At 53.4% G+C, this 25274-nt stretch carries 19 protein-coding genes and 4 pseudogenes; 13 read left to right on the top strand and 10 right to left on the bottom strand.

Going from position 1 to position 25274, the window contains the following annotated elements; genetic code table 11:
* Positions 1-3735, top strand: a complete 3735-nt coding sequence (locus BD293_RS22470; protein ID WP_142085996.1) for a hypothetical protein — start codon at positions 1-3, stop codon at positions 3733-3735.
* Positions 3736-3805: 70 nt separating this feature from the next.
* Here the strand turns inward: BD293_RS22470 and BD293_RS22465 are convergent.
* From BD293_RS22465 to BD293_RS22450, 3 genes and pseudogenes are all read right to left on the bottom strand, one after another.
* A pseudogene (locus BD293_RS22465) lies at positions 3806-4117 on the bottom strand (transposase); the annotation flags it as partial.
* Between the two features lie 241 nt (positions 4118-4358).
* Positions 4359-4775: a class I SAM-dependent methyltransferase gene (locus tag BD293_RS22455; RefSeq protein WP_142085995.1), complete on the bottom strand. Its 417-nt coding sequence runs from the start codon at positions 4773-4775 to the stop codon at positions 4359-4361.
* Between the two features lie 72 nt (positions 4776-4847).
* Positions 4848-5990, bottom strand: coding sequence for a cysteine desulfurase family protein (locus BD293_RS22450; RefSeq protein ID WP_142085994.1), 1143 nt, complete (start codon positions 5988-5990; stop codon positions 4848-4850).
* A 126-nt stretch (positions 5991-6116) separates the two neighbouring features.
* Here BD293_RS22450 and BD293_RS22445 point away from each other — a divergent pair, with 126 nt between their 5' ends.
* From BD293_RS22445 to BD293_RS22435, 3 genes are read left to right on the top strand one after another with little or no spacing between them, the layout of a single operon-like run.
* Positions 6117-7058: a DUF4007 family protein gene (locus tag BD293_RS22445; RefSeq protein WP_142085993.1), complete on the top strand. Its 942-nt coding sequence runs from the start codon at positions 6117-6119 to the stop codon at positions 7056-7058.
* The gene (locus BD293_RS22440) at positions 7048-10398 is read left to right on the top strand and encodes an ATP-binding protein (RefSeq protein WP_142085992.1); all 3351 of its coding nucleotides are present in this window, start codon (positions 7048-7050) and stop codon (positions 10396-10398) included. Before BD293_RS22445 ends, BD293_RS22440 begins: the two co-directional genes overlap by 11 nt.
* Entirely contained in the window at positions 10391-11230 is an 840-nt protein-coding gene (locus tag BD293_RS22435) for a phosphoadenosine phosphosulfate reductase domain-containing protein (protein WP_142085991.1), read from the top strand. Before BD293_RS22440 ends, BD293_RS22435 begins: the two co-directional genes overlap by 8 nt.
* A gap of 58 nt (positions 11231-11288) precedes the next feature.
* Here BD293_RS22435 and BD293_RS22430 read toward each other — a convergent pair whose 3' ends face one another.
* The 4 genes from BD293_RS22430 to tnpA (BD293_RS22415) all read right to left on the bottom strand — a co-directional run bounded on the left by BD293_RS22430 (position 11289) and on the right by tnpA (BD293_RS22415) (position 13993).
* Positions 11289-11585, bottom strand: a complete 297-nt coding sequence (locus tag BD293_RS22430) for a hypothetical protein (RefSeq protein WP_142080139.1) — start codon at positions 11583-11585, stop codon at positions 11289-11291.
* Positions 11586-11594: 9 nt separating this feature from the next.
* Positions 11595-13208: an IS66 family transposase gene (gene tnpC / locus BD293_RS22425; protein WP_142080153.1), complete on the bottom strand. Its 1614-nt coding sequence runs from the start codon at positions 13206-13208 to the stop codon at positions 11595-11597.
* A 63-nt stretch (positions 13209-13271) separates the two neighbouring features.
* Positions 13272-13619 (bottom strand): IS66 family insertion sequence element accessory protein TnpB, encoded by a 348-nt coding sequence (gene tnpB, locus BD293_RS22420; protein WP_142080138.1) that lies wholly within the window; start codon positions 13617-13619, stop codon positions 13272-13274.
* On the bottom strand, positions 13616-13993 hold the full coding sequence (gene tnpA / locus BD293_RS22415) for an IS66-like element accessory protein TnpA (RefSeq protein WP_142080137.1): 378 nt from the start codon (positions 13991-13993) through the stop codon (positions 13616-13618). Before tnpA (BD293_RS22415) ends, tnpB (BD293_RS22420) begins: the two co-directional genes overlap by 4 nt.
* Before the next feature lie 289 nt (positions 13994-14282).
* Here tnpA (BD293_RS22415) and BD293_RS22410 point away from each other — a divergent pair, with 289 nt between their 5' ends.
* The 4 genes from BD293_RS22410 to BD293_RS22395 all read left to right on the top strand — a co-directional run bounded on the left by BD293_RS22410 (position 14283) and on the right by BD293_RS22395 (position 19786).
* Complete coding sequence (locus tag BD293_RS22410; protein WP_142085990.1) at positions 14283-15947, top strand: DEAD/DEAH box helicase; 1665 nt, start codon at positions 14283-14285, stop codon at positions 15945-15947.
* On the top strand, positions 15944-17710 hold the full coding sequence (locus BD293_RS22405; protein WP_142085989.1) for an ATP-binding protein: 1767 nt from the start codon (positions 15944-15946) through the stop codon (positions 17708-17710). Before BD293_RS22410 ends, BD293_RS22405 begins: the two co-directional genes overlap by 4 nt.
* 1 nt (position 17711) lies before the next feature.
* Positions 17712-18581: a phospholipase D family protein gene (locus BD293_RS22400; protein WP_142085988.1), complete on the top strand. Its 870-nt coding sequence runs from the start codon at positions 17712-17714 to the stop codon at positions 18579-18581.
* 57 nt (positions 18582-18638) lie between these two features.
* Positions 18639-19786 (top strand): IS630 family transposase gene (locus BD293_RS22395; protein WP_142084307.1). Its coding sequence is split into 2 segments (ribosomal slippage): positions 18639-19086 and positions 19086-19786, totalling 1149 coding nucleotides; the frame shifts between segments, so codons are not numbered across the junction.
* 419 nt (positions 19787-20205) lie between these two features.
* Here the strand turns inward: BD293_RS22395 and BD293_RS22390 are convergent.
* The gene (locus BD293_RS22390; RefSeq protein WP_142080139.1) at positions 20206-20502 is read right to left on the bottom strand and encodes a hypothetical protein; all 297 of its coding nucleotides are present in this window, start codon (positions 20500-20502) and stop codon (positions 20206-20208) included.
* A 9-nt stretch (positions 20503-20511) separates the two neighbouring features.
* Positions 20512-20799, bottom strand: a pseudogene (locus BD293_RS22385) (IS66 family transposase); the annotation flags it as partial.
* Between the two features lie 166 nt (positions 20800-20965).
* Here BD293_RS22385 and istA point away from each other — a divergent pair.
* Positions 20966-21643, top strand: a pseudogene (gene istA, locus BD293_RS23305) (IS21 family transposase); the annotation flags it as partial.
* Here istA and tnpC (BD293_RS22375) read toward each other — a convergent pair.
* A pseudogene (tnpC, locus tag BD293_RS22375) lies at positions 21608-22354 on the bottom strand (IS66 family transposase); the annotation flags it as partial. The pseudogenes istA and tnpC (BD293_RS22375) overlap by 36 nt on opposite strands.
* Positions 22355-22481: 127 nt before the next feature.
* On the opposite strand from tnpC (BD293_RS22375), the gene tnpA (BD293_RS22370) reads away from it, so the two are divergent.
* The 4 genes from tnpA (BD293_RS22370) (at position 22482) to BD293_RS22355 (ending at position 25186) form a co-directional block, all read left to right on the top strand.
* Complete coding sequence (gene tnpA, locus BD293_RS22370) at positions 22482-22859, top strand: IS66-like element accessory protein TnpA (RefSeq protein WP_142080137.1); 378 nt, start codon at positions 22482-22484, stop codon at positions 22857-22859.
* The gene (gene tnpB / locus BD293_RS22365) at positions 22856-23203 is read left to right on the top strand and encodes an IS66 family insertion sequence element accessory protein TnpB (RefSeq protein WP_142080138.1); all 348 of its coding nucleotides are present in this window, start codon (positions 22856-22858) and stop codon (positions 23201-23203) included. Before tnpA (BD293_RS22370) ends, tnpB (BD293_RS22365) begins: the two co-directional genes overlap by 4 nt.
* Positions 23204-23266: 63 nt before the next feature.
* Positions 23267-24880, top strand: coding sequence for an IS66 family transposase (gene tnpC / locus BD293_RS22360; RefSeq protein ID WP_142080153.1), 1614 nt, complete (start codon positions 23267-23269; stop codon positions 24878-24880).
* A 9-nt stretch (positions 24881-24889) separates the two neighbouring features.
* Positions 24890-25186: a hypothetical protein gene (locus BD293_RS22355; protein WP_142080139.1), complete on the top strand. Its 297-nt coding sequence runs from the start codon at positions 24890-24892 to the stop codon at positions 25184-25186.
* Positions 25187-25274: the final 88 nt, after the last annotated feature.

Raw genomic sequence — 25274 nt, 5'->3', positions numbered from 1 at the left:
ATGGGTGCACCGCGCAACGCCGATCTTTTTTATAATCGTCCGACACTGAATCAGGCGCTGGAAGCACTCGAAGAGCACTGGCCGACATGTTGGAAGGGCGAGGCCGCGAACCTTAAGAAACACAGCAAAAGCAATGACATAAGCCTGTGGTATGGTGGCGAGACCGAAGGCCGCGTCGGCGTCCGGGTGATGATGTTCGCGGCCCTGCTAATGTATCGCTATGCCGAGCCCTCGGAAGTCAAGCGTAGCGCCTTCGGCGCCGTCAACGCATCCAGTCTGGACTGGATGGTAAATATCGAACCAGGTGAGAATCTCGGAGAGGCGCTGGCCTCTGGCGACAAATCCACGGTCTTCGTGATGTTGCAACAGTTACTCAGGCCAAACAATAAGGACACGCCGGGTTATGTGCAAAACTTTGATCGCTGGTGTTTCATCTTCACCGCGTGCAGAGCCCTGAAGGCACTGCAGAAGCGCACTGGCCAGCCGGTGCAAGACTGGCCGACGCTGGCCGAGGATACCGCCGTCCTCTATGACCAACTTGTCGCGGACAGGCCGCAAAACGCGACAGATGTTTTCCGCCATATCGAAGCGCGCTGGCTGACCGGGCAGGACTATGTCGCGCCAGAGGGCATTCAGCCCAAACCTATGGCAGGCGCCGTTGTTCAGCGCCGGGCTTTGCACTGCATTCCCAGCAAATTCACTGACTACCTATCGCCAAAGGGCAGGTTCCGCGAAGACGAAAACCCCCGGACGATGGCCGGCTTGGCCAGTCGGATTATCAAGCATGTGAAAACCACCGACGCGTCAGCGCGGGTCATTCTGCTTTACGGAAACCAGAATGCGGGCAAATCGGGCTGTTTGGTTGAGCTGTTGCGTCAACTTCAGAACGAAGACCCGGACCGGCCGACCATCGCGCTCGATCTGGGCCGAGACCCCGAAGCGGCAGCCCCCCTGCCGGTGTTCCTGATCAATGTGCAGGACCATAGCAATCAGGACCTGGTCAGGCGGGTGCTGGCCTTTTTGCAGACCCTGGACGGCGCTCGCACCAACGATAGAAAGTCCACGCCGATCTCTTACGATCAGGCGCTTGCACAGATCGATGGTAACACCGTCTCGCCCGACGAGGGGTGCAGACTCGATGCGATGTATCGCGAGATCCACAAGCTGCACGAGCGCAATCCGGCATTTTTCATCCTGACCAATTGGGAAGACCTGACCTGGAGCACCCCGCGCGCACAGCTGCGCGACCAATGCCGCCCCTCGCTCATCTCGTGGCTATTCAACAGTAATCCAGAAAGTCACTTGCTGATCTCAACAACCAAACCGCCATCCAAGGCTGCAGCTCGGCGCTTGCCTGAGGCCAAAAGGGTCCGGCTGAAGGACCCGCTCTTGGAAGATATCGGCAGGTATTTCCCCGGGATGAAAACGCCTGCGCCTTATGACAAGACAATGAAGCGTGCGTGCGAAAAGCTGGGCCGGGTGACCGTTCCGGGTGACATCCTGATCCTGCTCGCCGCAGCCATGCAGCTTAGCATAGGTCACGATGCCGCCGAGGAACGCGTCAAGAAGGCGATCACCGAGCTGTCCAAGGTCAAAAAGAGGATTCAGGTTGGCACGGACGCGGTGGGCGACCTTGTTCGAATCTTGGTCGAAATACTGAACAAGCGCAACATGTTCCGCATCACCATGGCGATCGCAGCATCCGACGACGGCATGCGCCCGTCGACGCTGGGGCAATTGCTGAAGGACTGGGACCGGACTACCGGGCGCAAGCTGGAACGCCCGGCCGAAACGGTCCGTGAGAGTCTGAAGGAAATGGAGAATATTGCGCGAGGGTTCTTCCTGACACCCAAGACAGGCCGGCCAGTCGACATGGCCGAATATGGCCCGCATCAACGCATCAACCCATCCGAACCAAGCTGGGAAATGCATCAGACCTTGCGCGAGCTTCTCTTGTCCACACTCAGCCATCCGGACCATTTCGAATGGGCCAGAGAATACAATGTCATCTTGCGCGAAGCCGCAGGCCAGGTGGCGCGGGTGGCCCATCAACGAGCACAGGAAAGGCGTACACAGGCCACGCTGCGGTGCCGGGCGCCACAATGGCAAGGCATGCTGCGTGACATCCAGGCCTTTGAGGCTTTGTTGGCAAGCATCGATTTCGACCGTTTGATGGACCAAGAGGCGAATACGACGCTGATTGCAGAGAATCCGATGCTGCACCAAGCCCCGCCCGATGTTTTTGCTGCCGGCGAACGTCAGCGCCCCGCTGTTGCCTTCCGCTTTGCCGTGCAATGCCTCCTGCAAGAACTTCTGGACAAGGACGCGCAGATGACGATGGTCTGGGATCAAGACCAGATGCGGGCGCATCTCTACATGCTTGTTTTCCAGCCCACTGGACAGTGGTATTTCCAGCGTATCGACACGCTGAAACAGCAGGACCTGCCGCGAACCCTGCAACCCTATCTGCTCGACATTTTTTCGCCCGAACAAATCATCGAGCTTCTTGAATCGCTTGCGATATCCGCACTGCATAGCCAATCGCCGAAAGTAGTTCATTGGGCCTGGAGCAGGTCCTTGGAGCTCATCGAGAAGCTTGCGCCTCTCAAAGCCGAGGAGCCGCCGAGCGACCGGCGCAGGGCCTTGGTAAACCGCGCGATCCGCATCCTGTGCTCGGCCGTGGATATGGCCATTTTGCGGGGTCGGCCTTTAACCCGATTCAAGTCGCAATTCGACGAGGATCAGGTTGGCCACAGCAAGACTTTGTCGCGCCTGCGCAACCACATGCGGCGCGAATATCCCGAATTGGCTGCAAACGATCCCGAGGAGGTCTCGCCGGTGTTGAATTTGATCGAAGCCGCAGGGAGGCAGCAGATTGATACAATTCAGGCCTGGCTGCGCCTGCGCTCACGCGAGGTCGAGCTTGTCGCCCTGACTCAGCCAATGGAGAACGCGCTGGATCTATTAGAAGAGATTCACCAGATCGAGGACGTGCTGGCCCGCGAGACACGGAACGGCACAGGTACGGTGGTTTCGGGCCGCCCTGCACGAACGGCACTTCGGTTGATGCTGCGAGGCGACCACTATTTCCGCGGTACCGACAATCGCAAGGGTCTGCGCTGGAGGAAGGCGGATGCGCGCATTAAGGGTATGTTGCACGCAAACACCTGCCGCTTGTCCCGGTTTGGTGCCGGCGAACAGGTGGCGCTCCTTCTGGATCAGTCGCGGTACCATTTTTTGAACAGGGACCTCGATCGATCTTTGAGTTATGCGTGGAAGGCGCGCAGCGAGTGTAGGGAAGGTCAAATCAGCTATGGTATGCAGATGCAGGCCCTCAGCCATTTCGTGGCAATGGTGATCGAGGCTGATGAGGCCGGAAAAGACAGGGAGTTTTTCTCTGGGCTGCAATGGGGTTTCGGCGGAGAGTCGGGGCTGTTGTATATGGTCGAACAGGACGCAGATGCGGTCTTTCAAACCGCTAAGTCGTTGGGCTATCAACCAACACAAGGCATCGCACTGTATCTGCGCACCCGTGTTCGCTTGCGATTAGCTACGAAAGGCCTAGCCTCGACTGAAATCGAATGGGCGGACGGGCTGGTGGCGGATGCTTGCAGGGTGCAAGAGATCATGACGAAATGCGATGATCATTCGTTCCGCGAAGACATTCTGAAAGTCGAAACACTCGCAAGGGACCTTCTTCGCAAGGCCGAATACCGAAACATGGAGGCCGTATAGGGACCAGTAGAAATCACGTAGTTGGGGTTTACTCGACCCATTGTCGCGTTGCCGTTAAAACGGCTCTGCCTCAATCTGTGTGGCGGAACGGTAGCATTCTCGCCCGCAACAATTCTGGACCGGCTCGGCCGTACATGGCGCGTTTGAGGGTCTTCAGGCGATTGATCTGACCTTCTGCTTGGCCGTTGCTCCATGGCATCTCGATGGCGTTTTTGACCGCATCGAAGTCCCGGTTCAATGTGCGGGCAAAGCGCACGAGTGGCGCCAGGTCGGTTTCAATCGCGTCGTCGATCCATGCAGGGAGCGGGTCTGCTTCGCGGTCGCGCAGGATGCCGTTGAACCGCATGGCGAAACAGCGCATCGTTGCGAAGGCGGGAGAACCGGTGTCGCGTAGCCCTTAATTGGGCTCTGCCTCAATCTGTGTGGCGCATCTATCCTAAAACTGGAAAATTCAAGAGGGAAAGTCCGTTGTTCATGCAGTTTTCCCGAACGCTGCACCGAGATATTGACGCCGTGCGCAATGCTATCGAACTTCCGTGGAGAAACGGTCAAACGGAGGGCCAAATCAATCGCCTGAAGAACCTAAAACGCGCATTGTAAGGCCGCGCCGGACCAAGTACGCCTCAGAGCCTGAATGCCGCCCCTCCGCCACACAGATTGAGGCAGAGCCGATTTAAGGGCAAAGCGACAGGATGATCCAGGGCTAGGAGTAGCTCCTTTCTGTGGAGAATGGGTGGATTTGCGTCAGAATATTTTCTCAGTTTTGCGCCTTCTTCCGCGAGGTTGACGAGTAGGCTTGCCCGCAACTCTGGAAAAGCCACGGCGCTGAAGTCTTGATAGTCCAAAAACGAGAAGGTTTGGGCGTTTTGCCCCGAGATCTTCAACACTGACCATTGGAAATCTTCCGGAACTCTTTGCAGCGCAAGGCTCAGCTTATCCTTTGCGCTCGTCTGAATATGATCAACCGCACTGCGGTGCAAGTAGATCGCCTGACCTACCTTTTTTCCAACCGCATTCTTGAGAGATTTTTTGTTTTGCAAGTTTCACCCCTCGGGTTTGGATCTTTCTAAAGGCTCTGTTGAAACATCCTACCTGACCGAGGGGTGATCGATCTAGAGTACTGCTATAATGGCCTCGGCGGCTTCGAGAGCTTCATCCGAAGTATTGGTGTGCCCAAAACTAAAGCGTATGGAGGCTTTCGCTTCATCCGATGTAAGTCCAATTGCACGGAGGACGTAGCTTGGTTCCGAAATTCCCGAAGAGCAGGCCGAACCTGTAGAAGCTGACACGATGGGCTGCAATCGTTGGAGGATTTCTCCCGCATCGCGCCCTTCGAACCTTAGATTCGCGTTGCCAGAATGACGGGAGCAAAGCTTATCTCCATTCAATCCTATACGGTCGCGGTTCGATTGCAGTTTGTGTACGAAGAGATCTCGTAGACCTGCGACCCGCGCTCTCAAAGCAGTTCCGGCCTCAGAGGCATGGAACTCCGCCGCCGAGCCAAGACCAACACACAACGGAAGGGGCAATGTGCCGGACCGAAGCCCACCCTCTTGCCCACCTCCGTGAAACAGAGGTTCAATCCGGTCCTTCAGCTCACGGCTCACATAGAGTGCGCCAACGCCCATTGGCCCACCAAATTTATGCCCGGACAGACTAACCATGTCAGCCAAATCTGCATATTCTAGGAGGTTGACTGCGCTTGGTGCCTGCGCGAAGTCGGAGTGGAGGATTGCGCCTGAATCGCGGCAAAGTGCTGATATTGAGGCAAGATCTTGGATGGTCCCGATCTCATTGTTGACCAATGCCACGCTTACCAACAAAACACCCTCGCGTAGCATGTCTCGCAGTTTGTCGAGGTCGACGTGGCCCTTCCCGTTGACCGGAATCTCTCGAACCGAACATCCTTTTGTCTGAGCTACATAGGCTGCACTTTCCAATACGCACTTATGCTCCGTCGCTGAAACAAGAATAGTCGTGCGCTGACCTTGCCGTTGCTCAGGAGTGCTCAGACCCTTGATGGCAAGATTGTTCGCCTCTGTAGCTCCGGATGTGAAAATGATCTCATCCGGATCGGCTCCAATGCAGTTGGCCACTTTGGTCCTCGATGATTCAGTAGCCTTGTTTGCGGACCACCCTGTTGAATGCTCTGAGGAGTGCGGGTTACCATGGCAGTCCGTCCAAAACGGCTGCATTGCGGCCCGAACTGTTGGCAGGATCGGGGTGCTTGCTTGATGATCAAGGTAAATGGTCAAAGGGCTTTTCCTACCAAATAGGAGGTCATCTGTAGACCAAGCTTGATCCTGGGGTCAAGCACCAGGACGTTGTTGACCATCCCCTTGGAAGGTCGCTATAACAGCCCCAAACGGGGTAGCAGTTACATGAAAAAGCAAACAACATTTGCGCAGGATTACAAGCCGCACTTCTCCGGCCACGAAACCTTTCCCTTGCGTTATGGGTGGCTGGAAAAGGCTTTTGAAGCAGTTGATGATAGTGGATTGAATAACAAAAAGATTTTTTCAGAGAGTGCGGCAATTGCACATTTTGGCGTCGGCAAAAATATGGTGGCGGCAATTCGATTTTGGGCGCAGGTGGCAGGTATTCTCACAGCAGATGGAAAGGATGTAAGGACGACCGAGTTTGGTCAGCAGTTGCTTGGGCCAAATGGTCGCGATCCATACCTTGAAAGCGCTTCGTCGCTTTGGAAGATCCACTGGGATATTGCCTCTAATCCTAAGCATACAGCCACCTATTGGTTGTTCAATGTTCTCAATGAGCCAAACTTTGACCGCGATACGGTTCTAAGAAGGTTGATAGAATTTATTGATCAGCATGGTTGGAAGCTGCCAACCGAGAAGACGTTGTCTAACGATATAAGTGTCTTGTTGGCTAACTACGTCCCTAGTGTCCCAAAACGCGGCCCAAGCGAAGAGGCATTCAATTCTCCGCTTACCGAGCTGGGTTTGATCCGGCGGCGCACCAGTGGAAAGTTCGGTATGAATTTGGGTCGTAAGCCGAGCCTGTCTAACGGCGTTTTCCTCTATGCGGTATGCGATTTTTGGGAGCGAACATCTTCCGCGAACACGCTTAGCGTTCAGTCAATGTTACTAGAGCCCGGGTCTCCCGGAAGGGTTTTCGTTCTTGAGGAGGGTGAGCTGATTGATCGGTTGGCCGATGTCGCTTACATGACCGACGGTTTGATTTCTTGGTCTGAGACAGCTGGATTGAAACAGCTTCTTAGACAAGGGGAGTTCCCCCAAGATTTTGCAGAGAACCTGTGGTCCTCCGACATTTCTGCGTTGAGAGGTTCATATGCCGCTTAACGAAATTGTCTCGGTGAATGGACGCTTTCTGCGATCTGTTCGAATTGATCAAGATGACCGCAATGAAGCCCTAGAGGGTTTTGTCTTATCGTCATCAGTACGGGAAATCCTCAGAAACTTTTCACATCAACAATTTGAGAGCGGGCAAGGTGCCTTCACTTGGACCGGTCCGTATGGAAGCGGGAAGTCGAGCCTCGCACTCGCTCTCTCCGCGTTGTTGAGCGGGAGTAAGCAAGAACGCGCGACGGCTGCGAGCAAGACTGATCCGAAGTTTGCAAAGGAATTATGGAAGTTACTCCCTCCGAAGAGAGATGGCTGGAAATGTGTGTCGGTCGTTGGGCGCAGCATGGAACCCTTCCAGTTGATCGGTAATGGTATCAAGGATGCAGGACTTGCGGCACGCCAAAGGAAGTTTGATACGCCTGAAAAAGTCATTGACTACTTGCAGTATTTGGCCGCTGACGACCGTGAACATTCTGGAGGTTTAGTTCTCTTTTTGGATGAAATGGGGAAGCTACTTGAGCACGCGGCATCCTCAACAGGAGATGCATATTTCTTCCAACTGCTTGGTGAAGCGGCGTCGAGAAGCGATGGCCGCCTTATCGTTGTTGGTATCCTTCATCAATCCTTCCAAGAATATGCGAGCCGCTTGGCACGCGACATCAAAGATGAGTGGGGAAAGATCCAGGGCCGCTTCATCGACATTCCCGTCAATGTATCCGGCGATGAGCAGATTGAATTGGTGAGCAAGGCAATTATTGCTTCAGAGCAGCCGGATAGCGCTAGACAGAACGCAGAGGCAGCCGCGGAATTACTTGCCGATGTTCGACGTGGTGCGTCCGTAGTTTCGAAAGAGCTGCTTACTGGCGCTTGGCCACTCAACCCGCTTGTTACACTGGTGCTAGGGCCTGCATCGCGACGGAGTTATGGGCAAAACCAGCGTAGCATCTTCAGTTTCCTAGGCTCGTCCGAGCTTTTTGGCTTTCAGGACTACCTTGAGAAGGCGAGCATAGAAGATCCGAAAGACTACGGATTGGCTGATTTTTGGGATTATCTCGATTTCAATCTGCAAGCTGCAATCGCCGTGTCTTTGGACAGCCATCACTTTGCAAATGCGAGGGATGCCATTGCGCGGTGGGAAGCGAAAGATGGCGGCGAACTCGGTGTGCAACTGCTAAAGTCGCTAGCCATTTTGGAGCTGACGCAAAAGCAAACCGGAGTAGGTGCGACGCTGGGCGCACTTTGCCTGTCGATAAACCAAACAAGTGCTGCAGTAGAGGAGCTTTTGTCAGAACTTGAGGCGGCGTCGATTGTTGTTTTTCGAAAGTTCAGAGGCACTTACTCTCTCTTTGACGGGAGCGACTTTGACATTGAAGTGGCGCTGGATGAGGCATTGAGAGAAAGATCAGACTTCGATCTCAGCTCAATTTCAAATGCTTTGTCTTCACCAAATATCGTGGCGAAACGGCACTACCGTGAAACTGGTGCTCTGCGCTGGTGCGAACTCAAGGTAATGCTCGAAAGCCAGGTAGAAAACTATGTTACTAGCTTTGCACCTACAAATGGATGCTTTGGCGCATTTATCATTTCACTGGACGATGCGACGCCAAGCATTGTTGAGGATTTTGGTGAGTATGGGTGGGGGGCCGACTTTGCGGTTGTGAGGTCAGAAAAATCGAAGAACCTTGTGGCACTCGCACGAGAGCACTCCGCTTTGAAGGATATCTTGGCATCGAACCCCGAGATTCATCGAGACAAAATCGCGCGCAGAGAGCTTACCGATCGTATCGAGGCGATTGGAGGCCGGATTGAGCATGAGGTCTGGCAATTGATCGCAAGCGCAGAATGGGAAACTGGAATTTATGATCTCCCGATTCCCGCGCGCCGGAACCTCACAGTTTTAGCCTCAGAAATGGCAGACCGTCGGTTTTCCCAGTCGCCCAAACTAAACAACGAACTGCTGAACCGCACCAAGCCATCGGCATCGGCCAATTCAGCGCTCAAGCTGCTACTGCATGCTGCCGTCCTTAAAGAAGGTACTCCAGGGCTTGGGTTTAAGAAGTTCCCAGCGGAGAAAGCTCTGTTCGTATCGCTCGTTGAGGCTAATGGATTGTACCGAGAAGAGGGAAATGAATGGAAGTTTATGCCACCATCCGGAGAAGATGTCGCAAATCTGTTGCCCATTTGGAAAGCAACGAAAGACTTCTTGAAGAAGCGAGGTAACCGTAACGTACAACTTACCGATGTTTATGAGCTATGGCGGGCACCTCCCTTTGGGTTGAAAGACGGTTTGATGCCATTCCTTGCTGTGCTGTTCATGCTAGCTGAACGTCGGAACCTGTCACATTATCGGGAAGGTATTTTTCTATCGACTATTTCGGATGTTGACGTGGACTATGTTCTGAGAGCGCCGCAAATGGTCCAGCTGCGCTGGATCGAAATGAACCGAACGACCAAGAGGCTGCTTACTGAGCTGGCAAACGTGGTCGGTGAAGTTGTAGACAAACCAATATCAACTTTAAGTCCGCTAGAAGTTGGACGCGCACTCATCGCAGCTTACGAAACTTCAGCACCTTGGGTTCAACGAACCGCACGTCTTCCTGAGCACGCAAAAAAAGTCCGAGCGCTCTTCAAGCGTTCTAATGACCCACAAAAATTCGCGTTTGATGACATTCCTGGCCTCTACGGACAGGACATCGACATTCTCACAGATCAAGGAATCTCTGAAATCGCTCAAAACATCAAAGAAGGGCTCATCGAAATCCGTACGGCTTACCCTGCGATGCTCACAAGAATGCGCGAACACATTCTGAATGAGCTACAAGTTCACGGGCGCACTGCGAAGGCGTACCGAGAGCTGAATGAGCGCGCGAAGAATATCCGAGATGTTGCGGGTGACTTGCGGCTTCGATCTTTCATCACCCAGCTCACAAGCTTCAGAGATGACCTACAATCGATGGAGGCACTCGCAGGGTTGGGCATAAACAAGCCTGCCAAAGCTTGGATCGATAGCGACATAGACCGGGCAATTGTTCAACTCACCTTGCTCGCGCAACAGTTCAACCAGCACGAGTCAGTCGCGCGCGTGGCCGGGCGGAAGGACAAGCGCTCTGCAATGGCGTTGATTGTCAGCGTTGATGATCGGCCCACGCCTGTGATGGAGGAATTTGATGTCTTGGAATCCGAAGATGAGGAAGTGAACAACCTTAGTAGAAAGATTGAAGAGGTATTGCAGCAGGCTGCGGAAGGCACCGGTAGAAACGTGATCTTGGCTGCTTTAGCAAAAGTCGGAGCTGCGAGGATCAAACAATCAGACGTAAGTGAGGAAGTAGATGGCTGAAAAAGTTAAACATGTTCTAGGTTTGTCTGGGGGCAAAGATAGTTCAGCCCTCGCGATCTACATGAGCCAGGCTCACCCCGAACTTGATATTGAGTATTTCTTCACTGACACGGGCGAAGAGCTGGATGAGGTTTATGAGTACCTAGCGATGCTCGAGGGCTTTCTTGGCAAGAAGATCCGGTACTTGGACCCGGGGCGAGATTTTAAGTTCTACCTTGCCCAATATAATCAATTCCTCCCGTCAGCCCAGACGCGTTGGTGTACGAAAGACCTAAAGATCAAGCCCTTTGAGAAGTGGGTGAAATCAGAATTTACCGAGCAGGGGTATACAGTCTATAGTTATGTAGCGATCCGGGCTGACGAAGATTTTCGCCAGGGTTTGAACTCGAAAAATGGAAATTTAATTACCAAGCTGCCATTCAAAGATGATGGGATCGACAAGGCAGGCGTTTTTGAGATTCTTGAGAACTCAGGACTTGGCCTGCCAGCATACTATGACTGGCGTTCCAGGAGTGGCTGCACGTTTTGTTTCTTTCAGCAAAAAATTGAGTGGGTTGGACTAAAGGAGCGTCACCCTGAAGCCTTTGAGAGGGCTAAGCAAATGGAGAAAACCGCTCTCGACCATGGGTCGCCGTTTTCATGGAGCGAAGGGGAGACACTGCTTGAACTAGAAAAGTCGGAACGGATTGCTCAAATCCGCGCAGATCATGAAAAACGTGTCGAAAGAGCGAAGGCGAAGAGGAAGGTTGATCCTCTACGGCCGGAACAAGGCGCAGTTGATCTAGATGAGATCTATGGCCAGCAAAAGGTGTGTTTGGCCTGCCATAAATGATCTGATGTAAGATTTTTTTAGGATGCAGCGTTGAAGATCTTTGGTAACCGCCCGATTTCTACCGCGGCCATTTATCCTTGACGCGTGCGATTATTTCGGGGTCATCGACGAAGTCTTCGAGGAATGCATGCCATGTATCCTGTGATATGCGCGCATCGCTGAGCATGTCTTTGAGCTCTTCGATACCATCGTCGGTTAAGGTCGTGATGGATTCGTCCGCTCCAGTGTGGACGCTGACGATCGCACCATAACTGAGGTTGTCATCATTCCAAATGACAGCCTCCAACATCTCGAGGTCCTCGCCGAGCATTTCCGCGACATATTCGAGGGTGCAGAGATTAGTCACGGTGGTCATCCTGCGGCTTCAGGTTTTTGGCTTCCAGTTCCAGGGCAGCAGTTCCCCAAGGCGGGGGTTCATATGATCATGGATGCGATCCAGAACATCTGCCAGATAGGCTTGTGGATCAAGACCGCTCATCTTTGCTGACTCGATAATGGTCATGGCACGCGCAAGAGTTTCGCCCCCAGCATCTGAGCCTGCGAATAACCAGTTCCGTCTCCCGACTCCGATCGGCCTGAGCGCCCGCTCAGCAGCATTGTTATCGATGGCCACGCGCCCGTCATCGAGAAACAGCGTAAGTGCCTTCCAGCGGCTCAGCCCATACCGGAACGCTTTGGCCAGATCGCTTTTGCCGGGGATGCGTGTTAATTGCTGCTCTGCCCAGACCCGGAAGGCCTCGACCTTGGGTTTGGTTTTTTCCTGGCGCACTGCTTTGCGTATGTCTGCGGGCTGACCGTTGATCTGGCGCTCGATATCATAAAGCGCGCCGATCCGGTCGAGCGCTTCGCGCGCGATTTCAGATTTCGTCACAATCCAAACATCATGGAAGTCGCGCCTCAGGTGGGCCCAACATGCAGCCTCTCGGAACTGGCTCTTGCCGTTGAGATCAGGAGCATAGAGCTTGGTATACCCTTTGTAGCCATCGGCCTGCAAAATGCCGCTGGATTTGGCGAGGTGGGTCAGGACATGCTCTTCTTTCCAGTCAGGGGCGAACTGGTAGACAGCCCCCGGCGGGGCTCCTCCCGCCCAAGGGCGCTGGTCGCGAACATAGGCCCACAGGCGGCCTTTTTTCACACCTTTTCCAAGCCCTCTGTCTCGTCGACTTCGATCAAGGACCCGGATAGGTGTATCATCTGCATGTAGCAGATCGCTGGCCATGATTGCGTCCTCGATCATCTTGATCAGTGGCGCCAGTGCTTTCATTGCCCCGCCGCACCAGTCGGCCATCGTTGTATCGGAAATATCTGCTCCCATCCGGGCGAAGATTTCATTGAGGCGATACAAAGTCAGCTGATCATCGTATTTCGAGACCAGGATGAATGCCAACAGGTTTGGGCCCGCCATGCTGCGCGGGATTGGTCTGCTGGGGGCGGGTGGCTGAACGATCTTCTCGCAGCACCGGCAAGATTTCTTGATGCGCGCGATTTCGATGATTTTCATCTGCGCTGCGATCATATCAAGCAACTCGCTGACATCCTCACCTACCACCCGCAGATTGCCACCGCAGTCGGGGCATGTGTCACCAGGATCAAGCTCACGGCGTTCGCGGGGGGTATCAGGCGACACTTTAGGACGACGGCGTTGCTTCTTTTCTGGCGCATCTGCTGTGGTATTACGCGCGTCTGCGTCCGTGTCAGCGTCCTCACTCTCATCTGGCGACGTGTCTTGTGCCTCGGCAACAGCGACATTCAGGTCTTCCAGCGCGAGTTCCAATTGTTCGATCTCACGCTCGATCTTTTCCGAGCTGGAACCGAACTTCTGTTTCTTCAGTTTGGCAATCCGGATGCGCAGGGCTTGAACGAGCAAGTCATGCGCGCGCAAGGTGGCCAGGATTTTCTGGTTCTCTGCCTGCAAAGAGGTGATCATCACCTTCAGAGCGGCCGGATCGTTGGGGAGAGAAATCGCTGCTTGGGACATGGAAATTTATACCATATCCCAAGCCTTATATCCACTAAAAACAAGCAATTACAGCAAGATAAATCATCCGACACGGGCTGGCGGCGCGCCCCAATCCGGCCTTCGCCACTCCATTCCTTCCCACAGCATGGCCAGCTGCGCAGAGGTCAAACGCGCGCTTCCGTCAGAGGCCGAAGGCCATGGGAAACGCCCCTTCGAGAGAACTTTATAATACAGACAAAATCCCTGTCCGTCCCAAAACAGCAGCTTTATCCTATCTCCCCGACGCCCACGGAATGCAAAGACTGCGCCGCTCGCAGGGCGCTGGCGTAGCACATCCTGTGCAATCGCCGACAGGCCGGCAATCCCCTTACGCATATCAGTGTAGCCGCAAGCCAGATAGACCCTAACCCCAGTGCCCGGACCAATCATGCCGCTTCCACCGCCTTTATCAGCCGGGTCAAGGCAGACGCATCGACATCTGTATCAATGCGCAAACTCCGGCCATTGCGCAGAACAACCTCAACCCGCCCGTCTTGCTCATCACTAACCGCACAAGGTCTCGATGCCTCAGGGTCCATTTCCAAAAACTCGACCGGCAAAAACACCGTTTCAGGGTCGTATGGCAAAAGGCCCTTCCTCTTCAGATCGTATCGCCAGCTATAGATCTGCTGCCGCGTCACATCATGACGCTGGGCAATCTGGGTCACTGTCGCCCCACCGACTCCAACTGACCGTACGATTGCCACCTTCTCCTCATCACTCCAACGTCGCCGCCGTTCAGCCCCAAGTATTTCTCCGCGCATCAATGCCTCCAATAAGGGACGTCGTTAACGACGTCGTTAAAGACATCTCATAACATCGCGAAGCGCCCAGAAGCAGGCGGTTCAAATCGGGTGGTTACGATCTTTGGAAGCGGGCTTGCGGATATGTATTGGTCCGTCGCCCGCATCAAGGCACAATCACCGCGGTAACAACCGGCCGGTTACCTTCAAGGGCTTTACCAAGCAGCCGAATCTGTCAAAGTATGCCGAAAGCGCCGACCCCTTGTCCCCGCTGCTGGGCGGGTAGCAAACCGAGAGAGTGGAAAACAGCATGAGTTCCAGCACCGTAGTTGACGCCCTCGCAAGCATAGGTATCGCGCGATTAGCGGCTTTTTGGGGTGAGAACCGACTAGAGGGGCTTTCAGAACTTGGGGTTAGTACCCGTCCTCGCGCGGTAGCTGAGGCCATGCTGTCTGAGAGTGGTCTGGCAATCTTCAAAAAGAAAGACCTCAGAAACGCTGTGCTAGAAGTGTTTTCTCCACAAGTTATCCGCGACAAACTTGGCTCGAGGCCTGATGGTTGCCCTGTAACGATTCCACCGAATTTTACTTGGGGAAGAAATGAGGCAACGACCAATTTTCTAAAGCTGATGGACCTGGACATCGACGAAGCTTTCCCAAACGATTTTTTGTCTGGCCCAGAGCCGCATCTGCAAACACACATTGAAAAGCCCCTATTTGATTATCAAAACAGCATTAGGAAACAGCTTGTTAGTTTTTCCTTCTTGGAGACAGGCGCCAAAGGCGATGCCGCAAGCAGAAGAATCGTTGCTCACATGCCGACAGGCTCGGGTAAAACACGAACAGCTATGGAATTCATTTCAGATTTCCTTCGGTTTAACTGTTCACGCGAAAATCCCACTGTGGTTTGGCTTGCTCATAGCGAAGAGCTCTGCGATCAGGCTGTTCAAACGTTCCTTAGCATTTGGACAAAGCTAGGAACTGAGAATGCAAATGTTTATTCAATGTGGGGGGGCAGGAAGCCAGACAACATTGATCTGAGCAGGCCCTGTTTCATAGTTACTAGCTTTCAGAGTTGCTACTCTAGCATTCACTCAAACAAAAACGCTGATTTTGATCGATTTGCAGAAATTAGGCGCGAATGTAGTCTGCTGATTGTCGATGAGGCGCACATGTCGATGGCACCGACTTACAAAAAAGCAATAGAGTTTCTCTGTAACTCGAGCACCACTTTGATCGGCTTGACGGCTACGCCTGGTAGGCATCACGTTGGGGGTGATGTAGCTCAAACCAAGGCTCTATCAGATTTTTATGGCAACAAGAAACTCACAATCGACCAGCGATTGACCGGTGGGAGAAACTCGATTGAGTATCTTCAGGATCGTGGGATTTTGTCTTCTGTTGAACGTATGCGTCTCAACACTAGCGCTACTGTTAATCTTGACGCCGAGGCAGTTAGGCTAGTTTCAGATCTTTTAGACATTTCACCCAAAGTGCTGGCGGAGTTAGGCAACAACGCACAGAGGACATTGGAAGTAGTTGCTGCGGTCGAAAAACTTGCGCTCATTGATAAGAAGCAGACCATCGTGTTCTGCCCATCGAAGCAGAATGCATCTGATATGGCATTGGTCTTAAGGGAAAGAGGGTGCGCGGCAAGAGCGGTAACTGGCGAAACGCCACCAAGTGATCGGCGCGAGGCGATTGAAGATTTCAAAAACGGAAGTGTCAGGGTTCTCACAAATTTTGGTGTTTTGACAACCGGATTTGACGCGCCAAAGACAGAGGCCGTTGTGATTGCGCGTCCGACAACGTCGGTTGTGCTTTATTCACAAATGGTGGGACGGGGGCTTAGAGGCAATTCAGTTGGTGGGACGCTTAGCTGCACTGTGGTGGATGTGGTTGATAATATTTTAAATTTACCCAACGTGCCGCAAGCATTTACGTACTTTGACGAACATTTCGGGGAAGCAAAATGAACAAACAAGACAAGCCAGTGCAGATTGTTGATGCGTACTTGGCGCTGAACGCATTGCGCCAAGTTGGCTATCGAAACACAGCTACTGCTGTAGCTGAATTGGTTGATAACTCGATCGAGGCCGAGGCAAAAAAGATAACCATAGTTACGCTGTCAGCCAGAGAGCCTGTAGCAAAGCGTACGGTCTACCGAGTTCAAAAAATAGCGGTTTTGGATGATGGGCAGGGGATGACACCGGATGAGTTGGGACGCTGTCTATCACTAGGTTGGGGCACTCGACTAGATACCCGAGATGGTCTCGGACGTTTTGGCTTTGGACTTAAAGGTTCGTCTCTTTCGCAGGCGGAGCTTGTTGAGGTTTATTCTTGGCAAAATGGGTCGGTTAACAAGACGTATCTTGATCTACCGGAAGTCAAGGAAGGCAGACAGCAGTATCTTAAAAGCGTTGAAGAGACGGACCTTCCCAAGGAGATCGTCGAAGCGGTTGGAGGAAAGATCGGTAGGAGCGGCACGCTGGTCTTATGGTCCAAGCTAGATGGAGTGGATTTCAAGCGCCCGTCGACGCTCTTTTCTCGAATGCAAGAAGAGCTCTGCCGCATTTATCGGCACTTCCTGGATGACAATGATGACTATGGCAGAAAACGTGATGTGAGCTTGGTCGACTTCGATCTAGACAATAACAAAGTCGAAGCGTCACATGACTTGAAGCCTAATGATCCTTTGTACCTTTTGGAGCCGTCAAGCTGCCCAGACAGCGATGGAAAAGCTACGAACGTCGAGTTTGAGAAACCATACGCCATACCAGTTGAGTATGAGCCGGGAAAATTTTCGGACATTGAAATTCGCCTTAGTATAGCCAAGCCGGAGACCCAAAAAATGGGTGGTAACTCAAATCTTGGCAAGCACTACGCACGCAATACTGGTATCTCGTTTGTTCGTGCTGGCCGTGAGATAGACTTTGGTTCCTTTGGTTTTCTAGACAGTGATACCAGGCAGAGGTGGTGGGGGGTAGAAGTTCGTTTTAAGCCGGTTTTGGATGAGTTGTTTGGTGTTACTAACAACAAGCAGCATATTCGAGGCTTCAAGAAACTAGACCCGAAACATGACGTCGAGCAGATTGAAGCCTTGAACGAAGCTGCGGAGGACCCGGAGAATTCTGGCCATTACAAATCTTCACTGCACCTTGAGCTCAATCGAAATCTGACAGTTAAGATCAATGCAATGTTGGACTTGATTAAAACACGAAAGGAAGGGAGTTCTGCGGACCCATTTAAAGCCAAACCTGACCCCGTTTCTGAAAAGGTAAATAAGGATGTGGCGGAGGATCACACTGAAACATCCTCAGACAAAGAAGCTGAGGCTAAGTCGGAACAGGAGAAGCTGGCAGAACGTACAAAATATGTTCTGGAAACTCGCCCAGAGCTTTCTGAAGAGGATGCCCAAGCGTTCGCCAAAGCAACGATTGACTACAAGGTTGACCTGAATAAGGGCAGTTGGCCCGGGACAATGTTCTTGGACCTGCAGTTCGTAGCAAATGCTGCGGTTGGAGTTATCAACACCCGTTCGCCATACTACGAAAAACTATGGCGACATGTCGAAGACTCTGGCGATGATCGAGCGCTCAGTGCTCTTGAAGTTTACACGATGGCTTATGTGCGTACTGAAGATGAGTTCAGGAAAACCCTAGATGGCGATACTTTTGAGAAATTCCGTGATCGGTGGGGGTACTGGGTCTCAAAACTCTTAGAGAATATTGACAACTAGAATGCTTCTCTTAGAAACGGGTGCTTTTAGACGAGAACTTGAGGATGCTTTGTCTTCAGCGGAGCAAGAGGTAATAGTTCTTAGCGCATTTGTTAAGCTCGAGGCGCTCAAGTGGCTTATTGAAACAAGTAGAACTAGTAACCTTAAGATCGTATCTCGTTGGCAGCCGTCAGATTTGGCGGCTGGAGCTTCGGACTTGGAGTGCTTCTACCTCTGTGAGGAGGCTAATATTCCATTCGGGATATCGCGGAACCTCCATGGAAAAGTCTACATCGTGGATTCCAAGATCTTCATTGGAAGCGCAAATCTGACATCAAAGGGAATGTCCCTTTCACATTTGGAGAACGATGAGTTTGGAACTGGGTTCGAATATGGTCACACAGAAAAGACCAAAGTTCGTGACTACCTCGGATCTGTAAACTGGCTAGATCGAGATACGGTCGAATTGATGGCTGATTTCTTGGCTAGCGTAGAACGTGAGAAGAGCGCCAACCCGAATGAATGGCCTCAAAACATATCTGAAAAACTTCACCCCCAACCCATTGGAGTCTGGTTCCATGATCTTCCAATGTGTAGTTTAGACCAAATATTGACGCAGTCTGCTGAACCGTCGGCAATAGAGCATGATCTCGATTGTTTGCGAAGCACTAAGGACGCGGACGAAGATGAACTGTTGAACGGCTTTATGTCGTCGAAAGTCTGTTTTTGGCTGGAAACACAATTGCATGACTACGGTGAGCTATCGTTTGGGAAGGTCACATCTTTGTTCCACAACCAACTCCTTGACGATCCTATGCCATATCGGAAGAGCATCAAGGAGGGCGTGGTAAACCTGTTCGATTGGGCTAGTGCCTCGCTTCGGGGTATTTGACAGCTTTGATTTTTTCTGAATCTCTGTGGAGCGTAGCAGCTTTCTGGGGGTGAGATGATGACAAGAGGGTGCAAGCCGAAGTATGTAGTTCGACTGACGACAGAGGAGCGTGAACACCTTGAAGGGATGATCAGAACGGGTCGGCAAGCCGCCTACAGACTGCTGAAGGCGCGGATTTTGCTGAAGGCGGATGTGTCCTCTGATGGCCCGGGATGGGAAGATGCGCGCATTGCCGAGGCATTAGAGACCAGTCTCTCGACTGTTTTCCGCACCCGGCGCCAACTTGTGGAGGAAGGGCTTGAGGCGACTTTAGCGCGCAAAGTTCCAGCGTCGCTTTCACAACCTCGGATCTTCGATGGGCAAGCCGAGGCCAAGCTGATCGCGCTTGCCTGTTCCGAACCACCCGAAGGATATACGCACTGGACACTCAGGTTGTTGGAAAAGCGGGTTGTCGAACTGGGCATTGTTGAGCAGGCCAGTGATACCACAATCCAACGCACGCTTAAAAAAACGCGCTCAAACCGCACCGGAACCGGTACTGGGTAATCCCACCCAAAGCCAACGCTGGTTTCGTGGCGGCCATGGAGAATGTGCTGGACGTCTACACCCGTCCACACGATCAAAACCGTCCGCTGGTTTGTCTGGACGAGACCAGCAAACAATTGACCCGTGAGACCCGCACACCCATTCCCATGCAGCCAGGGCGCGAGGCGCGCCATGACTACGAATATGAACGCGCAGGTGTCGCCAGCCTGTTCATGTTATTCGCTCCTCTGGAGGGCTGGCGCCACGTCGAGATACGCGATCGACGCACTGCCATCGATTATGCCCATATCCTGCGCGATCTGGCTGATCTCCACTTTCCCTATGCCGAAAAGATCGATCTCGTGCAGGATAATCTGAACACCCACAACCCTGCATCGCTGTACGAGGCTTTCCCGCCTGCCCAAGCGCGCCGCATCGCACAACGGTTCGAATGGCACTACACGCCAAAACATGGGTCTTGGCTCAACATCGCTGAATGTGAACTCAGCGTCCTCGCTCGCCAATGTCTGGCCCGGCGCATCCCGGACAAAACTATGCTGAAGGCCGAAGTCGATGCATGGACAACAAATCGCAACTCCCAACGCGCCAAAACCAACTGGCAGTTCACAACTCAAGACGCGCGCACAAAGCTTATCCGGCTTTATCCGCAAATCGAGTGAATCGCAGGACTAGCAGGTGCAACTCAAAGTTTGAAGTGTTTAGGCCGCAGCACAGTCAGGTAATCCGCGCGGTGTAGTCGTGCGGAGTTCTTTATCGACCTGGATCGTAGGCACTTACAGTCAGGCTACCTGACCATCGGAAGGTTACTCAGACGGAGGTTCTCGCGTGCCTTGTCGCGCGCGTGATGTTTCACAAAGAGGCTCGGCGCGGCCTGATTTGGTGGAGAAAGCCGACTCTGTCGTAAGCGTCCGGCGTCGCTGCTCTGCCGGTAAGCGTCCGGCGTCCCCAACTTCGACACTTGCGGGTTAAATTTTTCTGTTTGATGTGATGTGGCGATAGATAATTCAATGGGTTAGCCACGCATGCCGACTGATTTCATGTAGTACATTTTTTGGCGAATTATGTAACCGCCCGATTTCTACCGCGGCCATTTATCCTTGACGCGTGCGATTATTTCGGGGTCATCGACGAAGTCTTCGAGGAATGCATGCCATGTATCCTGTGATATGCGCGCATCGCTGAGCATGTCTTTGAGCTCTTCGATACCATCGTCGGTTAAGGTCGTGATGGATTCGTCCGCTCCAGTGTGGACGCTGACGATCGCACCATAACTGAGGTTGTCATCATTCCAAATGACAGCCTCCAACATCTCGAGGTCCTCGCCGAGCATTTCCGCGACATATTCGAGGGTGCAGAGATTAGTCACGGTGGTCATCCTGCGGCTTCAGGTTTTTGGCTTCCAGTTCCAGGGCAACAGTTCCCCAAGGCGGGGGTTCATATGATCATGGATGCGATCCAGAACATCTGCCAGATAGGCTTGTGGATCAAGACCGCTCATCTTTGCTGACTCGATAATGGTCATGGCACGCGCAAGAGTTTCGCCCCCAGCATCTGAGCCTGCGAATAACCAGTTCCGTCTCCCGACTCCGATCGGCCTGAGCGCCCGCTCAGCAGCATTGTTATCGATGGCCACGCGCCCGTCATCGAGAAACAGCGTAAGTGCCTTCCAGCGGTGCGTATTCCGGGGTCATCCGGCCAGTGATTCCGAAAGTATCCGGCCACCCATTCCGATTTTATCCGGCCACTGATTCCGGAGCATCCGGCCACCCTGTGATGTGATGCTGCGAGGCAATCTGTAACTGGCTACCGTCTGGCTTTTTAGTCTGGAAGGAAGCCCGATGAAGAGATTGCCAATGCGGAAGATACGAGATGTTTTGCGGCTATCAGCCGAGGGTCTTTCGACCCGTAAAATTGGTGTCAGCCTGACGATTGGGCGGACAACGGTTAAGGCCTATCTGGATCGCGCTGCCGAGGTTGATCTGAGCTGGCCGCTACCACCAGAGATGTCTGACACCGACCTTGAGCGCCTGATTTACCCACGCACGGCGCGTGATATTGCGAACCGCGCGACCGAGCCTAACTGGCCCTGCATTCACCGCGAGTTGCGCCGCAAGGGCGTGACGTTGATGCTGTTGTGGGAAGAATATCGCGCTGATCATCCTGATGGGTATGGATACTCCCGGTTTTGCGAACTTTACACGCGATGGGAAGGCAAGCTGTCGCCGGTGATGCGACAGCGTCATCCTGCAGGTGAGCGCCTGTTCGTCGATTATGCCGGCCATACGATCGATGTGATTGACCCTGAGACCGGGGAGGTGCGCACGGCACAGGTGTTTGTCGCTGTTCTGGGAGCATCGAACTATACATTTGTCGAGGCGACCTGGACGCAATCCCTACCGGATTGGATCGCAAGCCATGTCCGCGCTTTGGATTTCTTCGGTGGTGTGACCGCCCAGATCGTCTCGGACAATTTGAAGGCAGGGGTCACCAAGGCGTGCTTTTACGACCCCGCCCTGCAAAATGCCGCTGGATTTGGCGAGGTGGGTCAGGACATGCTCTTCTTTCCAGTCAGGGGCGAACTGGTAGACAGCCCCCGGCGGGGCTCCTCCCGCCCAAGGGCGCTGGTCGCGAACATAGGCCCACAGGCGGCCTTTTTTCACACCTTTTCCAAGCCCTCTGTCTCGTCGACTTCGATCAAGGACCCGGATAGGTGTATCATCTGCATGTAGCAGATCACTGGCCATGATTGCGTCCTCGATCATCTTGATCAGTGGCGCCAGTGCTTTCATTGCCCCGCCGCACCAGTCGGCCATCGTTGTATCGGAAATATCTGCTCCCATCCGGGCGAAGATTTCATTGAGGCGATACAAAGTCAGCTGATCATCGTATTTCGAGACCAGGATGAATGCCAACAGGTTTGGGCCCGCCATGCTGCGCGGGATTGGTCTGCTGGGGGCGGGCGGCTGAACGATCTTCTCGCAGCACCGGCAAGATTTCTTGATGCGCGCGATTTCGATGATTTTCATCTGCGCTGCGATCATATCAAGCAACTCGCTGACATCCTCACCTACCACCCGCAGATTGCCACCGCAGTCGGGGCATGTGTCACCAGGATCAAGCTCACGGCGTTCGCGGGGGGTATCAGGCGACACTTTAGGACGACGGCGTTGCTTCTTTTCTGGCGCATCTGCTGTGGTATTACGCGCGTCAGCGTCCTCACTCTCATCTGGCGACGAGAGGTGGTCCTAGTTCTTCGGTAACCACCCGATTTGAACCGCCTGCTTCTGGGCGCTTCGCGATGTTATGAGATGTCTTTAACGACGTCGTTAACGACGTCCCTTATTGGAGGCATTGATGCGCGGAGAAATACTTGGGGCTGAACGGCGGCGACGTTGGAGTGATGAGGAGAAGGTGGCAATCGTACGGTCAGTTGGAGTCGGTGGGGCGACAGTGACCCAGATTGCCCAGCGTCATGATGTGACGCGGCAGCAGATCTATAGCTGGCGATACGATCTGAAGAGGAAGGGCCTTTTGCCATACGACCCTGAAACGGTGTTTTTGCCGGTCGAGTTTTTGGAAATGGACCCTGAGGCATCGAGACCTTGTGCGGTTAGTGATGAGCAAGACGGGCGGGTTGAGGTTGTTCTGCGCAATGGCCGGAGTTTGCGCATTGATACAGATGTCGATGCGTCTGCCTTGACCCGGCTGATAAAGGCGGTGGAAGCGGCATGATTGGTCCGGGCACTGGGGTTAGGGTCTATCTGGCTTGCGGCTACACTGATATGCGTAAGGGGATTGCCGGCCTGTCGGCGATTGCACAGGATGTGCTACGCCAGCGCCCTGCGAGCGGCGCAGTCTTTGCATTCCGTGGGCGTCGGGGAGATAGGATAAAGCTGCTGTTTTGGGACGGACAGGGATTTTGTCTGTATTATAAAGTTCTCTCGAAGGGGCGTTTCCCATGGCCTTCGGCCTCTGACGGAAGCGCGCGTTTGACCTCTGCGCAGCTGGCCATGCTGTGGGAAGGAATGGAGTGGCGAAGGCCGGATTGGGGCGCGCCGCCAGCCCGTGTCGGATGATTTATCTTGCTGTAATTGCTTGTTTTTAGTGGATATAAGGCTTGGGATATGGTATAAATTTCCATGTCCCAAGCAGCGATTTCTCTCCCCAACGATCCGGCCGCTCTGAAGGTGATGATCACCTCTTTGCAGGCAGAGAACCAGAAAATCCTGGCCACCTTGCGCGCGCATGACTTGCTCGTTCAAGCCCTGCGCATCCGGATTGCCAAACTGAAGAAACAGAAGTTCGGTTCCAGCTCGGAAAAGATCGAGCGTGAGATCGAACAATTGGAACTCGCGCTGGAAGACCTGAATGTCGCTGTTGCCGAGGCACAAGACACGTCGCCAGATGAGAGTGAGGACGCTGACACGGACGCAGACGCGCGTAATACCACAGCAGATGCGCCAGAAAAGAAGCAACGCCGTCGTCCTAAAGTGTCGCCTGATACCCCCCGCGAACGCCGTGAGCTTGATCCTGGTGACACATGCCCCGACTGCGGTGGCAATCTGCGGGTGGTAGGTGAGGATGTCAGCGAGTTGCTTGATATGATCGCAGCGCAGATGAAAATCATCGAAATCGCGCGCATCAAGAAATCTTGCCGGTGCTGCGAGAAGATCGTTCAGCCACCCGCCCCCAGCAGACCAATCCCGCGCAGCATGGCGGGCCCAAACCTGTTGGCATTCATCCTGGTCTCGAAATACGATGATCAGCTGACTTTGTATCGCCTCAATGAAATCTTCGCCCGGATGGGAGCAGATATTTCCGATACAACGATGGCCGACTGGTGCGGCGGGGCAATGAAAGCACTGGCGCCACTGATCAAGATGATCGAGGACGCAATCATGGCCAGCGATCTGCTACATGCAGATGATACACCTATCCGGGTCCTTGATCGAAGTCGACGAGACAGAGGGCTTGGAAAAGGTGTGAAAAAAGGCCGCCTGTGGGCCTATGTTCGCGACCAGCGCCCTTGGGCGGGAGGAGCCCCGCCGGGGGCTGTCTACCAGTTCGCCCCTGACTGGAAAGAAGAGCATGTCCTGACCCACCTCGCCAAATCCAGCGGCATTTTGCAGGCCGATGGCTACAAAGGGTATACCAAGCTCTATGCTCCTGATCTCAACGGCAAGAGCCAGTTCCGAGAGGCTGCATGTTGGGCCCACCTGAGGCGCGACTTCCATGATGTTTGGATTGTGACGAAATCTGAAATCGCGCGCGAAGCGCTCGACCGGATCGGCGCGCTTTATGATATCGAGCGCCAGATCAACGGTCAGCCCGCAGACATACGCAAAGCAGTGCGCCAGGAAAAAACCAAACCCAAGGTCGAGGCCTTCCGGGTCTGGGCAGAGCAGCAATTAACACGCATCCCCGGCAAAAGCGATCTGGCCAAAGCGTTCCGGTATGGGCTGAGCCGCTGGAAGGCACTTACGCTGTTTCTCGATGACGGGCGCGTGGCCATCGATAACAATGCTGCTGAGCGGGCGCTCAGGCCGATCGGAGTCGGGAGACGGAACTGGTTATTCGCAGGCTCAGATGCTGGGGGCGAAACTCTTGCGCGTGCCATGACCATTATCGAGTCAGCAAAGATGAGCGGTCTTGATCCACAAGCCTATCTGGCAGATGTTCTGGATCGCATCCATGATCATATGAACCCCCGCCTTGGGGAACTGCTGCCCTGGAACTGGAAGCCAAAAACCTGAAGCCGCAGGATGACCACCGTGACTAATCTCTGCACCCTCGAATATGTCGCGGAAATGCTCGGCGAGGACCTCGAGATGTTGGAGGCTGTCATTTGGAATGATGACAACCTCAGTTATGGTGCGATCGTCAGCGTCCACACTGGAGCGGACGAATCCATCACGACCTTAACCGACGATGGTATCGAAGAGCTCAAAGACATGCTCAGCGATGCGCGCATATCACAGGATACATGGCATGCATTCCTCGAAGACTTCGTCGATGACCCCGAAATAATCGCACGCGTCAAGGATAAATGGCCGCGGTAGAAATCGGGCGGTTACGTTCTTCGACCACTTTGGAGCCCATTTAAGGTGGATCAGGGTTTCATTTCAGGCTGCCATTCTCATAGGTTCT

This window comes from Roseinatronobacter monicus (assembly GCF_006716865.1).
GTDB classification, from domain to species: domain Bacteria; phylum Pseudomonadota; class Alphaproteobacteria; order Rhodobacterales; family Rhodobacteraceae; genus Roseinatronobacter; species Roseinatronobacter monicus.
This window is presented reverse-complemented; position numbering and strand designations above follow the sequence as displayed.

What these genes read in the sequence shown, in the direction of transcription:
- BD293_RS22470 (WP_142085996.1), top strand. Translation starts at nt 1, where the DNA reads ATGGGTGCACCGCGCAACGCCGATCTTTTTTATAATCGTCCGACACTG.
- BD293_RS22445 (WP_142085993.1), top strand. Translation starts at nt 6,117, where the DNA reads ATGAAAAAGCAAACAACATTTGCGCAGGATTACAAGCCGCACTTCTCC.
- BD293_RS22440 (WP_142085992.1), top strand. Translation starts at nt 7,048, where the DNA reads ATGCCGCTTAACGAAATTGTCTCGGTGAATGGACGCTTTCTGCGATCT.
- BD293_RS22435 (WP_142085991.1), top strand. Translation starts at nt 10,391, where the DNA reads ATGGCTGAAAAAGTTAAACATGTTCTAGGTTTGTCTGGGGGCAAAGAT.
- BD293_RS22430 (WP_142080139.1), bottom strand. Translation starts at nt 11,585, where the DNA reads ATGACCACCGTGACTAATCTCTGCACCCTCGAATATGTCGCGGAAATG.
- tnpC (WP_142080153.1), bottom strand. Translation starts at nt 13,208, where the DNA reads ATGTCCCAAGCAGCGATTTCTCTCCCCAACGATCCGGCCGCTCTGAAG.
- tnpB (WP_142080138.1), bottom strand. Translation starts at nt 13,619, where the DNA reads ATGATTGGTCCGGGCACTGGGGTTAGGGTCTATCTGGCTTGCGGCTAC.
- tnpA (WP_142080137.1), bottom strand. Translation starts at nt 13,993, where the DNA reads ATGCGCGGAGAAATACTTGGGGCTGAACGGCGGCGACGTTGGAGTGAT.
- BD293_RS22410 (WP_142085990.1), top strand. Translation starts at nt 14,283, where the DNA reads ATGAGTTCCAGCACCGTAGTTGACGCCCTCGCAAGCATAGGTATCGCG.
- BD293_RS22405 (WP_142085989.1), top strand. Translation starts at nt 15,944, where the DNA reads ATGAACAAACAAGACAAGCCAGTGCAGATTGTTGATGCGTACTTGGCG.
- BD293_RS22400 (WP_142085988.1), top strand. Translation starts at nt 17,712, where the DNA reads ATGCTTCTCTTAGAAACGGGTGCTTTTAGACGAGAACTTGAGGATGCT.
- BD293_RS22390 (WP_142080139.1), bottom strand. Translation starts at nt 20,502, where the DNA reads ATGACCACCGTGACTAATCTCTGCACCCTCGAATATGTCGCGGAAATG.
- tnpA (WP_142080137.1), top strand. Translation starts at nt 22,482, where the DNA reads ATGCGCGGAGAAATACTTGGGGCTGAACGGCGGCGACGTTGGAGTGAT.
- tnpB (WP_142080138.1), top strand. Translation starts at nt 22,856, where the DNA reads ATGATTGGTCCGGGCACTGGGGTTAGGGTCTATCTGGCTTGCGGCTAC.
- tnpC (WP_142080153.1), top strand. Translation starts at nt 23,267, where the DNA reads ATGTCCCAAGCAGCGATTTCTCTCCCCAACGATCCGGCCGCTCTGAAG.
- BD293_RS22355 (WP_142080139.1), top strand. Translation starts at nt 24,890, where the DNA reads ATGACCACCGTGACTAATCTCTGCACCCTCGAATATGTCGCGGAAATG.